At 45.9% G+C, this 13,090-nt stretch carries 12 protein-coding genes; 10 read left to right on the forward strand and 2 right to left on the reverse strand.

The features are described from left to right. Positions 1-43 precede the first annotated feature (43 nt). The 8 genes from sufC (at position 44) to V6669_RS09585 (ending at position 8,080) form a co-directional block, all read left to right on the forward strand. Complete coding sequence (sufC, locus tag V6669_RS09550) at positions 44-826, forward strand: Fe-S cluster assembly ATPase SufC (RefSeq protein ID WP_062833524.1); 783 nt, start codon at positions 44-46, stop codon at positions 824-826. A 25-nt stretch (positions 827-851) separates the two neighbouring features. Then, positions 852-2,156, forward strand: a complete 1,305-nt coding sequence (gene sufD, locus V6669_RS09555) for a Fe-S cluster assembly protein SufD (RefSeq protein ID WP_091032628.1) — start codon at positions 852-854, stop codon at positions 2,154-2,156. Then, on the forward strand, positions 2,153-3,373 hold the full coding sequence (locus V6669_RS09560) for a cysteine desulfurase (protein WP_076318350.1): 1,221 nt from the start codon (positions 2,153-2,155) through the stop codon (positions 3,371-3,373). The genes sufD and V6669_RS09560 overlap by 4 nt, the downstream gene beginning before the upstream one ends. Beyond that, positions 3,363-3,794, forward strand: coding sequence for a Fe-S cluster assembly sulfur transfer protein SufU (gene sufU / locus V6669_RS09565; RefSeq protein ID WP_017689537.1), 432 nt, complete (start codon positions 3,363-3,365; stop codon positions 3,792-3,794). The genes V6669_RS09560 and sufU overlap by 11 nt, the downstream gene beginning before the upstream one ends. A 20-nt stretch (positions 3,795-3,814) precedes the next feature. Continuing rightward, complete coding sequence (gene sufB / locus V6669_RS09570) at positions 3,815-5,212, forward strand: Fe-S cluster assembly protein SufB (protein WP_076209130.1); 1,398 nt, start codon at positions 3,815-3,817, stop codon at positions 5,210-5,212. Positions 5,213-5,512: 300 nt separating this feature from the next. Next, entirely contained in the window at positions 5,513-6,862 is a 1,350-nt protein-coding gene (locus V6669_RS09575) for a jacalin-like lectin (protein ID WP_338593261.1), read from the forward strand. Between the two features lie 208 nt (positions 6,863-7,070). Further along, positions 7,071-7,790: a M23 family metallopeptidase gene (locus tag V6669_RS09580; RefSeq protein WP_338593263.1), complete on the forward strand. Its 720-nt coding sequence runs from the start codon at positions 7,071-7,073 to the stop codon at positions 7,788-7,790. Positions 7,791-7,939: 149 nt separating this feature from the next. Further along, a complete protein-coding gene (locus V6669_RS09585) occupies positions 7,940-8,080 on the forward strand; it encodes a hypothetical protein (protein WP_017689533.1) in 141 nt (46 codons plus the stop codon). A gap of 159 nt (positions 8,081-8,239) precedes the next feature. Here the strand turns inward: V6669_RS09585 and V6669_RS09590 are convergent, their stop codons facing one another. Continuing rightward, positions 8,240-9,289: an HD-GYP domain-containing protein gene (locus V6669_RS09590; RefSeq protein WP_338593265.1), complete on the reverse strand. Its 1,050-nt coding sequence runs from the start codon at positions 9,287-9,289 to the stop codon at positions 8,240-8,242. Between the two features lie 123 nt (positions 9,290-9,412). Continuing rightward, the gene (locus V6669_RS09595) at positions 9,413-10,159 is read right to left on the reverse strand and encodes a molybdenum cofactor biosynthesis protein MoaE (RefSeq protein ID WP_338593267.1); all 747 of its coding nucleotides are present in this window, start codon (positions 10,157-10,159) and stop codon (positions 9,413-9,415) included. Positions 10,160-10,279: 120 nt separating this feature from the next. Between V6669_RS09595 and V6669_RS09600 the strand changes: the two genes are divergently transcribed. Further along, positions 10,280-11,710: a 5'-nucleotidase C-terminal domain-containing protein gene (locus tag V6669_RS09600; RefSeq protein WP_338593270.1), complete on the forward strand. Its 1,431-nt coding sequence runs from the start codon at positions 10,280-10,282 to the stop codon at positions 11,708-11,710. A 71-nt stretch (positions 11,711-11,781) separates the two neighbouring features. After that, positions 11,782-12,903, forward strand: a complete 1,122-nt coding sequence (locus V6669_RS09605) for an HD-GYP domain-containing protein (protein ID WP_338593273.1) — start codon at positions 11,782-11,784, stop codon at positions 12,901-12,903. The last annotated feature ends 187 nt before the right edge of the window (positions 12,904-13,090 follow it).

The following is a 13,090-nucleotide window of genomic DNA, read 5'->3' on the forward strand; positions in this document are numbered from 1 at the left end:
CGACAGCAAACATCAATTTAATCAATGGAGGGAAACAATACACATGGCTACGAATTTCGTCATTGAAGGTCTGAAAGCGACGATCGAAGGTAAGGAAATCCTGAAAGGCATCAACCTGGAAATGAAAGGTGGAGAAATCCACGCAATCATGGGTCCGAACGGAACAGGTAAATCAACTCTGGCTTCTGCATTGATGGGCCATCCGAAATATGAAGTAACTGACGGTACAATTACACTTGATGGTGAAGATGTATTGGATATGGCAGTAGATGAGCGTGCACGTGCAGGTCTATTCCTGGCTATGCAATACCCAAGTGAAATTGCAGGTGTTACAAACTCCGACTTCTTGCGTAGTGCAATTAACGCACGTCGCGGCGAAGGTAACGAGATCTCCCTGATCAAGTTCATTCGTCAAATGGAAGGTAAAATGAAAGAACTCGACATGAACCCTGAGTTCGCTCACCGTTACCTGAATGAAGGTTTCTCCGGTGGTGAGAAAAAACGTAACGAGATTCTGCAAATGATGCTGCTTGATCCGAAAATCGTAGTACTTGATGAAATTGACTCCGGTCTGGACATCGATGCTTTGAAAATCGTAGCAAACGGTGTAAATGCAATGAAGAGCGAAGATCGTGGTTTCTTGATCATCACTCACTATCAACGCCTGCTTAACTATATTACTCCTGACTACGTACACGTTATGATGCAAGGTCGTATCGTGAAATCCGGCGGACCTGAACTGGCACACCGTCTGGAAGCTGAAGGATATGACTGGGTTAAGGAAGAGCTGGGAATTACAGACGAAACTGTAGGTCAAGAAGCGTAAAGACAAAACGGAGGAGGATTAATCAATGACTACACAAACAATTCTTCCGGTTGAATCTGAAGCGCTTCGCGCCTTGTCGGAAAGCAACAATGAACCCGGCTGGTTGACCGAACAGCGGCTCGAAGCTTTAAAGCTTGCGAGCGGGCTTGCGCTTCCTAAACTGGAAAAACAAAAAATCGAACGCTGGAATGTCAGCGAGTACGGAACATATAAAACAAGTGAAGCTATTTCTTCTTTGACAGAAGTACCTGCTTCTATCAAAGATCTGGTTCAGGATCAAGCGGAAGGCAGTCTGGTTATCCAGCGCAATTCCGGTACAGTATACTCCAAAGTGTCTGCTGATCTGGCAGCAAAAGGAGTTATCTTTACGGATCTGGCTACAGCGGTTCGCGAACATGGCGATCTGGTAAAACCATATCTGAACACAGCAGTGAAAGCCGATGAGCATTCCCTCGCTGCATTGCATGCGGCACTTTGGAATGGCGGGGTCTTCCTGTATGTTCCGAAAAATGTCGAAATCGAAGTACCACTGCAAGCAGTGTTGCTTACGGATGACGCATCTGCAACGTTTGCACCTCACGTGCTTGTGGTTGCAGAAGCGAACAGCTCAGTAACTTATGTGGATAACTATGTATCTGGCGAATTGTCCGCACCTGTTTTCCATAATGGTGTTGTGGAAGTATTCGCAAAATCCGGTGCTAAAGTACGTTTCGCATCGGTTCATCAACTGAGTGTGAATGTAACTGATGTTTCATTCCGTCGTGCAGTGCTGGAGAATGATGCTTCCATCGAGTGGATTGTAGGCGAAATGAACAATGGCGACACAGCGAGCAACACGATGACCGTGCTGAAAGGCAATGGATCAAGTTCTGATTCCAAAGTCATCGCTGTAGGTTCCGGTTCACAGAAAATCAACTACACCACAGAAGCTCGTCACTTCGGCAAGAATACACCAAGTCAGATGATTACACGTGCAGTTATGCGTGAAGAAGCTTCTGCAATCATCAACGGGATCACGAAGATTGAGAAAGGCGCTACCAAAGCCGATGGACAGCAGACAGAGAAAGTGTTGATGCTGAGCCCTAAAGCACGTGGAGACGCCAACCCAATCCTTCTGATTGATGAGGATGATGTAACAGCAGGTCACGCGGCTTCTGTTGGTCAAGTCAATGCCGAGCAGATTCATTACTTGATGTCGCGCGGAATTAACCGTACGGATGCCGAACGCCTGATCATCTATGGCTTCCTGGCTCCGGTGGTGGCGGATATTCCTTTGGAAGCACTGCGCACCCAATTGCAGTCCCTGATTGAGAAGAAGCTGGGACAATGAACCCGTCCATTCGCGAGCAGTTCCCGATCCTCCACCAGGAAATTAACGGACACCCGCTCGTATATTTAGATAGTGCTGCGACTTCACAGAAGCCTCGTGCTGTGATCGAAGCAGTCAAACATTATTATGAGTATGAGAACTCCAACGTACATCGCGGTGTTCATACTCTTGGAAGCCGTGCAACGGACGCTTACGAAGGCGCACGTGAGAAGGTAGCCAAGTTTATCAATGCCCGCCGTACACAGGAGATTATCTTTACCCGCGGGACAACGACAGCCCTGAATCTGGTGGCTTCATCTTATGCCCGCGCCAATTGCAAAGAAGGCGATGAAATTGTTATCACGCAAATGGAGCACCATAGTAATCTGATTCCTTGGCAGCAGGTTGCCAAGGAGACAGGTGCAACATTGAAATACATCCCGCTTCAGCCTGATGGTCACATTGAATTGGCTGATGTTGAGAAGACGATTACAAACAATACTAAAATTGTAGCGATCGCTTATGTATCCAATGTTATGGGGCTGATCCATCCTGTGAAACAAATTGCTGAAATTGCACACCGCAATGGTGCTGTCATCGTTGTTGATGGCGCACAAAGTACACCTCACATGAAGGTGGACGTTCAAGATCTGGATTGTGATTTCTATGCATTATCCGGTCATAAAATGTGCGGACCAACCGGAATCGGTGCACTCTACGGCAAAAAGGCGCTGCTGGAGTCCATGGAACCCATTGAGTTCGGCGGTGAAATGATTGATGATGTGGGTCTGTACGAATCCAACTGGAAAGAGCTTCCCTGGAAGTTCGAGGGTGGAACCCCGATTATCGCAGGTGCGGTAGGGTTGGGAGCTGCCATTGATTTTCTGGAGCAGATTGGTATGGATGAGATCGCACATCATGAGAGTGTGCTGGCAGCTTATGCAACAGAACGACTGGCCGAGATCGATGGGTTAACGATCTATGGCCCAGCGAAGCGGCATGTGGGTGTCGTTACCTTTAATCTGGGGGATGTTCATCCGCATGATGTGGCAACCGTTCTGGATGCGAGTGGCGTAGCCATTCGTGCCGGACACCATTGCTGTCAACCGCTAATGCGCTGGCTTGAAGTTAGCTCAACAGCTCGTGCCAGCTTCTATCTATACAATAACGAACAAGATGTAGATCGGCTTGTCAGCGCCTTAATCCAGACAAAGGAGTATTTTGGCGATGCAACTTGATGATCTGTACAGACGTGTTATAATGGACCACTACAAAAATCCGCGTAACCGCGGAACATTTGATAATGACGCTGTCACGGTGAATTTGAACAATCCAACGTGCGGCGACCGGATTTCACTGCAAATTTTGCTGAAAGACGGAATCGTTCAGGAAGCCAAATATACGGGTGAAGGCTGCTCCATCAGCATGTCCTCTGCATCAATGATGACGGAGGCTGTCAAAGGCAAAACGATGGAACAGGCACTCGATATCGCTAACCGTTTTTCCTCACTGATGAAAGGTGAAGAAGTCGATTTCGACGATTATGAAGATCTCGAAGCCCTATCCGGTGTGAACAAGTTCCCTGCACGCATCAAATGTGCCACTCTGGCCTGGAATGCATTACGCAAAGGGATTGACGAAGAGAACAAAGTACAATAACGATAGGGAGGTAGAGCAAGATGGCTAAAAAAGCACCAGAAATGGAAGAGTACAAGTATGGTTTTCGCGACGAGCACAAATCCATCTTTCAAACCGGTAAAGGTCTGACTGCAGAAGTGGTTACCGAGATTTCCAAGATTAAGAATGAACCGGATTGGATGTTGGAATTCCGTTTGAAATCCTTGAAACAATTCGAAAAGATGCCAATGCCGAAATGGGGCGGAGATCTCGACGGATTGGATTTCAATGAAATTCAGTACTACGTTCGTGCTTCTGAAAAACAAGGTAAAACATGGGAGGAAGTTCCTTCCGAAATCAAGGAAACCTTTGATAAATTGGGTATTCCTGAAGCAGAGCAAAAGTTCCTTGCAGGTGTATCGGCTCAGTATGAATCCGAGGTTGTATACCACAACATGCAAAAGGAATTGGAAGACCAAGGTGTAATCTTCATGGATACGGACACGGCTCTCAGAGAGCATCCGGAAATCCTGCGTGAATATTTTGCAACGGTTATTCCACCAGCAGATAACAAATTTGCTGCTTTGAATAGTGCGGTATGGTCCGGAGGAAGCTTCATCTACGTGCCTAAGGGCGTTAAATGTGAAGTGCCTCTGCAAGCCTACTTCCGGATTAACTCCGAGAACATGGGACAATTCGAGCGTACACTCATCATTGCGGACGAAGACAGCTTCGTTCACTATGTAGAGGGCTGTACAGCTCCAATCTACAGCACGAACTCACTGCACAGTGCGGTCGTTGAGATCATTTGTAAGAAAAATGCTCGTGTTCGTTACACAACGATCCAAAACTGGGCACCAAACATCTACAACCTCGTTACGAAACGTGCGGTTGCAGAAGAAAATGCAACGATGGAATGGGTCGATGGTAACATCGGTTCCAAACTGACGATGAAATATCCAGCGGTTGTACTGAAAGGCCGTGGAGCTAAAGGTTCCGTACTTTCCATCGCTGTTGCTGGTAAAAACCAGCACCAAGATGCAGGTGCGAAAATGATCCACTTGGCTCCGGATACAACATCTACGATTGTATCCAAGTCCATCAGTAAACATGGTGGTAAAGTAACGTACCGTGGTTTGGCTTCCTTTGGACGTCAAGCTGAGGGCGCGAAATCCAACATCAAGTGTGATACACTCATTCTCGATAATGAGTCTACATCGGATACAATTCCTTACAATGAAATCATGAATGATAACATCATGCTGGAGCATGAAGCTACAGTGTCCAAAGTGTCTGAGGATCAACTCTTCTACCTGATGAGCCGTGGTCTGACTGATGCAGAAGCAACACAGATGATCATCATGGGCTTCATTGAGCCATTCACGAAGGAATTGCCAATGGAATACGCCGTTGAGATGAATAGATTGATCAAGTTCGAAATGGAAGGCTCTATTGGTTAATCCAATGCAGCGCCATTCGAAGCCGTGAAGCTGAAGCTAGTTGCTGATGTTAAGCGGTAGATATAATTTCATGTGATCGAATACCCTCTAGAGCAGACTCTTTAAAAAGTCTTCTAGGGGGTATTTTTATTCAAAAAATCTCGTGATAACAGCGTTCAGAAGGTTATTCTGTCATTGGAGTGGCAAGTGAAAATGTTCTTTAGTTCAATTTGTATATTTACAAATGAATAGACCAGCGTTATTCTTCCATTAACGAATATTACATATATTTGAATAGATTCTAATATGAGGAGGTATATAATGCGAATAAGTATGGTTAAAAAAGGAGCAGCATTGGTAATGTCTGCTGTTGTTGCCTTTACGAGCTGGCCTTTATTTTTATCAACGGCGAGTGCAGCAGAAGGTGGAACGATATCGGGTTCATTCAAGGTACTTAGTTACAATGTAGGTGGTCTTCCGGATCTGGTATCCAGTTCCAACCCCAAGGAGTACACCGTTCAGATTTCCCCGAAATTAAATGACTATGACATTATTAATGTGCAAGAGGATTTTAATTATCATAATGAGCTGATATCTCAGGTCACTCTGCCGTATCTGACGACGACAAGCGGAATTGCGGGTTTTGGTAGTGGGTTGAACAGTCTGTCCAAATATCCATTCCGTGACTTGAAACGTATTACCTGGGATAAGCGATCTGGTCTTTTTGACAATGGAAGTGATGAATTGACTCCAAAAGGATTTACAGCAGCTACATATGAGATCACACCTCAGGTGAAAGTGGACGTGTACAACTTGCATGCGGACGCAGGTAGCGATGATAAATCGCTTGAGGCAAGACGAGATAATATCAGACAACTCTCCAATTACATCAAGGAGCACTCGGACGGGAACGCGGTTATCGTATTTGGGGATACCAATACACGGTACACCCGTGCCGCTGACAATATAGAGCTACTCATGTCTGAGAATGGATTAAGAGATCCGTGGATCGATTTGATTCGAGGTGGAAGTATTCCCGCTGATGGGGATGCTCTTATGGATGCAAGCGATATACATGGCCCGAACTATGAAATAGTCGATAAAATTTTGTATCGCGGAAGTAGAGCATTGTCCCTTAATGCACAGAGTTATCGTTTGGAAAATCAAACGTTTGTTGATCCGAGTGGGAAGCAACTCTCCGATCATTATCCGATTACAGCGGAATTCGTGTTTAACACATCTTCTCAGTACCAACTAAGTTCAACAATCGGAGGATCCGGAGGAACTGGGTTTAATGATCTAAATCATATTCCGGAGTCCAGACCTAGCTCAGTGGTGCTTAACTCAGGCAATCGTGTAGACGGCATTTCAACGTTGTACAGGGATGGAACGAACCTGGCACATGGTGGTCAATCAAACATTTCCACATTGAACTTGGCAGACGGAGAGTACTTAACCCAGGCAACCATTGGTCAGGGGACACGAAATGGAGATAAACGGATCTTTTACGTGGAGTTGTTGACCAATCTTGGAAATAAAATTGAAGGCGGACAAAAGACATCGGATCAAATTAAACTTGAAGCACCAGCAGGGTGGTATATAGCCGGATTTTATGGAAGAGCAGGACAGGAATTGGATCAGCTAGGGGTCATATACAGACCTCTGAATTAGGAGTGTATAGTGGTTGGAATTAAAACTTAGTATATGTAACTGATAGAGTAATCATAGTAGCATAGCGCCGCTTGGAATATACGTTGGAGAGAGACCATAAGGTTTCCCAAATGTATTCTGAGCGGTATTTTTGTGGAATAAAATAAGACCAATAGCACAAGCCATTTCATAGATTTAAGCATTTAATGATAGAAAAGGATGTGAGTGTATGAGCGTAAACCCTTTCGAGGGCTATCGGATTACAAGTTCATTCGGCTATCGAATTCATCCCATTCATGGTGGACAGACATTTCACCGCGGAATTGATCTCGTGACAGAGCCCTGGAATGGCCCCGTCTACGCCTTTATGGAAGGTAGGGTACGTTTTGCTTCCGAAGGAGTTACAGGCTCCGGATTCGGCGGTTACGGGCTTACCGTTGCTCTTCAAGATCATCGTGGCTACTTGCATTGTTATGCTCACCTTTCGCGAATTGCCGTAACCGTTGGGCAGCGGGTGAAGCGAGGCCAGCTTATCGGTAATCAGGGAAGCACGGGTCAGAGTACTGGCCCGCATGTACATTATGAGATTCGTAAAACAAGTGCACCATCTTACGGGTATACACCCAGCGATGATGGTGTGACGGAACCAGGTGCATATCTACAGGCCGAATACGGAACTGCATCTCAGGAAGAGGAGGCTCCGCCGATGACCACTGAGCAGAAGAAAATGTTTGAAGCCATGCAGAAAACGCTGGAGATTCAAGGGGGATGGATTCAGCAACAGCAGCAACTTTCCAATATGGATTGTCCCGCATGGGCGCAGCAAGCATTTGATTATTATCGACCGTTTATTATGAACGACAAAGGCAGTTATGAATTTTGGAGATTACTTGTTATCATGTACCGCAAGGAAAAGGGCATCCAGGTTCATTCGGATTCCGACATATAGATCCCTGCAAAGAACAGGAATAGCAAAAGGATAATCCACTCAGGTAGATGCAGACAGACAACCATTTATCGAATGTTGCCTGTTCGCCCGGTTCATTCCACCGGAAACGTCATATGTTAGGGTATACCTGATGAAGAGGAGGCAATCACATGAGCGAAGTAGGATATGGCTGTGGTGGCAACGTAGGCGGAGTAGGCGGCGTTGGCGGATACAATATGTTCACAAACACTGGTGCAATCTTGGTACTGTTCATTCTGTTGGTTATCATCACAAAAGCATTCTGCGTGTAATCCAACATGATCGAATCGGAATAGACAAAAGGGAAGCCGATTACGGCTTCCCTTTGTCATATGCAAACCTCAGAGTTGGTTATTCAAGCTACTTCCTGTTTGTTGCTTCGTATGCATACTGTGTGCTGTGTAAAATGAACAGATAGGCTTGTTACATAATTACTGTACATAAATTTCAACGATAGCAATATCTCTTTCCTTCGCTAAATCGATAAAGGCCGTAGAGGTCTGAACGAGTGGTCGGAAATAATCCGCAGGATTATTCATGACAATGAGCCCCGTCTGACCTGTGGTGAGCAGAACCCTTTTACCGATAAAATTAGGCAGCATGTGTTTGATCAGTTCTTGCGTTGCTTCAGCATTTAACTGACCGAAGCTGAGGCTGTACAGTTCACACAGAACAGAGATCAGTTCCTGTTTGGTCTGGTACACCCGATTCGTCGTCATGGCGCTGTAAACGTCCGCTACAGCAGTTATACGGGCATATGGGTGGATCTCGTCTCCTCGCAGTCCATGAGGATAACCACTTCCATCCTCGCGCTCATGATGCTGAAGTGCAACCATTGCCAGAATTTCATCCTGCGTGGATTCTTTAATGATATCGTACCCATAGAATGTGTGTTTCTTCATTTCGTCAAATTCTTCCGTGGTCAATTTACCAGGTTTATGTAACATTTCAGAAGGAATCTTGGACTTGCCGATATCATGAAGATATCCTGCTTTGGCTACCGTTAGACATTCCTCGGGGTTGTAACCCATCCAGCCGGCGATATAAAAAGCGAGCATTCCGACTTGCAAGGAATGGTTGTACGTATAATCGCTATCCCCGTCCAGCATAAGCAACAAGGAGACAACATCTTTTTGTTTTTCCAACTGTTCTGTTAGGGTGAACAAAATCTCATCGACCTGTGTCTCATCAATAAAACCCTTCTCCATTGCTTGTTGAAATAGAGATTCAGTACCTTTGATCGTATCGTTAAACAAGTTAGTTAACAGACGGGTTTGATCGGAAGGTAAGGTTTGTGCATCAGAGTGTAGGTCGGATGTTGTGTGTTCTACATCTGCGTACTCGATTCCATGTTGCAACAGTTTGGATAGGTCATCTTCACTGAGGGTGGAACCTTTCATCAGCATGTGGAGACCCGAACTGTTGTATACATCATTTTTTAACAGGTCACCCGGTTTAAGATCAGTAACATGCACTCTCACGTATAAACCACCTTTTCTCGACTAATATCGACACATATGATTATAATAACAAGAAAAAAATGGGTTGACAACGACTTATTTACTATTAACCCACTCTGTCTAAAAGGTGTAAAGGCTCATTATTTAGTTCTTCATGGGGTTCCATGGTCCTAATTGATGTCCTTTCCATTCAGATCCATCTTCCCAAATTTCCTTTTTCCAGATCGGAACGGTCTGTTTGAGTCTCTCTATGGCGTAACGGCTTGCATCATAACAGTCGTTGCGATGAGGCGAGGAAACGGCAATGACTACACTAATCTCTGCCACATCCACTTTGCCGATTCGGTGACTGATTGCACATAACACACCAGGCCAGCGATCGGAGATTTCCACACCAATGGCCGCCATCTGGGAAAGAGCCATCGGCACATAGGCCTCGTATTCAAGATGCACGGTGCGCTGTTCACCGGTCATTTCACGAGTCGTACCTACAAAAGTAAGAGCTGCCCCGTGATTCGGGGTAATCACTAGCGCCGTTGTTGCTTCCACGGACAAGGTGGACTCTGTAATCAGAAATAAGCCATCTTCAGTCCGATGCTCTAGGGAGGTAGAGGGATGCTTCTCATCGGAAATATCCGTACCATCGCCTCCAGAGACGGGAGGGATCAACGCAAGTTCATCGTCTGAGCTAAGTATAGTATCGGCAGGAGCGTACTGCTGGTTAACTGCCAAAAAGGATGACTTTATCTGAGAAGCTGCTTCGGGGTAGGCCAGACTCAGTTTTTCTTTTACATCGGCAGCGGTTGGAATGTCTCCAATGTACTCAAACTCCAGAAGGGATGTATTTAAACGTTCTGCAATGCCTGCAAATAGTTGAATTGTCAATTTCATAGATATGACTCACCTCTTTTTGATCTCTAAACCCTTTAAATATATCATAACGACGCGGAAAATGTTATGCTTATCCATTAGAAGAATGAACGTTTATTGAAGAGCAGGGGAGGCGGTGTGATGAGCACCAGGGAGAAGCAAACATTAACGATTCTGCACACCAATGACATCCATAGCCACTTCGGCTCCATGAGCACCATCGCCGCTATGATCAATGAGGAACGTGACCAAGGTGGCAACTTCCTTGTATTGGATATCGGCGATCATATGGACCGCATGGCCGTTGAAACAGAGGGAACACTGGGTACGGCTAATGTTGATGTTATTAACCTGACGGGCTACGATGCCATTACAATCGGTAACAATGAAGGACTAACCTTTACGCCTGATCAGCTCTCGCAGTCCTACGCTGGACTTCTGTGTCCTGTGGTATGCGGCAATGTTGTGGAGCAAGATACTGGCCTTGCGCCAGTGTGGATGAAACCTTCTCTGATTGTGGAGAAAGGTCCATTTCGCGTTGGCCTGCTGGGGGCAACGGCCCCTTTTACCACGTTTTACGAACTGCTCGGGTGGGATGTTCTGGACCCTGTGGAGTCACTAAGAGCACAAGTGGAAGCATTACATGATGAAGTGGATGTGGTAGTTATTCTTTCACATCTGGGGCTTTCGACAGATCGGAGACTGGCGGAGCAGATTACTGGGATTGATGTTATTCTCGGTGGACATACCCATCATGTTCTCGAAGAACCATTAGTCATTGGTCAGACCGTGCTGGGCGCAGCTGGGAAATTTGGCCAATGGCTTGGGAAAGTGGCTCTGGAACGAACAAGTGTGGGAGAACCTCTTCAACTGATAAGTAGCGGTTGTATGGCTGCCAAGAGTATTTTACTGGATGATCAGGTCGCGCTGGCAATCGCTACGAATCGTACGGAAGCCGAAAGGACACTCAATCAGACGGCAGTGATAACCGATCGGGTGCTGCCCATCGCGTATGACCGGGAATCCCCGTTTGCTACCTTGCTTGCACAAGCTGTTCGTCATTTCACGGGGGCACAGCTGTCTCTGGTGAATGCAGGTCAGCTTCTCGGAGAGCTTCCACAAGGTAATATTACAAAAGGAATGTTGCATTCCCTATGTCCATCTCCTATAAATGCTTGTACAATATGCTTGAGTGGAAGTCATATTCGTGAAGCACTTGAGCAGTCCTTGTTGGACGAGTTTTCAGGTAAGCCCATTGTGGGATTTGGTTTTCGTGGTCATATTCTAGGCACGTTATGTATGGACGGAATGGAAGTTCAATACAATCCAGATGCGCCAGCCTATGAGAAGATCCAGACCATATCCATCAATGGGGAGCCTATGGACGAACAATGTGAGTATATCGTTGGAACACTGGACATGTTTACGTTCAATGTGGGGTATCCTCCTCTGGCTCATGGAACCCGTACGCTCTATCATCTTCCGGAATTCATACGCGATTTGCTGGAAACGGAAATAAAACGACCAGGGGCTCTGGACGACAGCCTGCGAGCCCGCTGGCATCAAAGCTAATTTAAGTACTTGCCTTCTGCTGAAGCGGCGGCTAGTGGTAATTACATCTACGGAGCGGGAGAGGATAGGCTGTGCGTTTAGTACATATAAACTTATTGCAGCCTGGCATGAAGCTGGGGAAACGTATTTATAGTGAAGAAGGCCTTGTATTACTTAGTGAGGATGTAGAGCTAACCAGTCGATTGATTGGACGCCTTAAGGATCTCGGGGTCGGTTATGTGTATATTAAAGATGCTGCGACAGAGGACATCATCGTTCCTGAAATGTTGCAGGAAGAGACCAGGAGGAAGGCACTGGTCGAGATCAAACAGCAATTTCAAAGTATGTCAGGACTGAAAACCAAAAATCAGATTCCTCATTTCGGTAAAGCGCTTAGTGGTGTGATGAATGCCATTCTGGAAGACATCGGCAGTCAGAAGGAAGCCATGATTATGCTGATGGACATGAACTCCAGTGATTTTGACCTGTATAACCATTCCCTGAATGTATGTGTGTATACGCTGGTTCTTGGAGTAGCTTCGGGTTACACACGCCAGCAATTAATGGAGATTGGTCTGGGCGCTTTGTTGCATGATATCGGCAAAACACAGATTGCACCAGAAATCTTGCATAAACCCTCCAGATTGAGTGACGAGGAATTCAAAATCATTCAGCAGCACACTACATATGGACACCGTATTCTCAAAGATGAACCAGGCATACCGCTTCTATCTGCGCATTGTGCACTGCAGCACCATGAACGAATTGATGGCAGTGGATATCCCTTTGGTTTGAAAGACAAGGAAATTCATGAATATGCCAAATGGATTGCGCTTGCTGATTCGTATGATGCCATGACGACGAATCGGGTGTACAAGCAAGCCTTGCTGCCCCATCAGGCAGTAGAGGTGTTGTATACAGGTTCAGGAACCCTCTATGAACAACGGATGCTGGAGAAGTTCAGGGATTGTGTCGCGATATACCCAGTAGGTATTTCAGTCAAGCTCAGTACGGGAGAAGTTGGGGTAGTTGCATCAATTCATTCACGTGTTCCTCAACGTCCGCTTATCCGTGTTCTAAAAGATGCGGACGGCCAGACTTTATCTTCGCCTTATGAAATTAACCTGCTGACTGCTCTGTCTGTGATGATCACAGGTGTAGAGGGTGTGGAGGATACACCTACAGCGGCTCAAAGTGAACAGGTGGAAAGCTGAACTACTTGAAAGATGATTAGCGCTCATGTCGTAATATCCGGGCCGTTTCGTAATGCGGTCCAGAGTTGCCTGAGCGTTTTTTGTCATGTAATGGACAGGGTCTACGTATGCCGGAGCATTCAAAATTGTGCTATGATAAAAGATAACTCCAAAAAGAGAAACACAAGGTATGATGTAAATAAAACTT

It is taken from the genome of Paenibacillus sp. Y5S-9 (assembly GCF_036894235.1).
Classification (GTDB): domain Bacteria; phylum Bacillota; class Bacilli; order Paenibacillales; family Paenibacillaceae; genus Paenibacillus.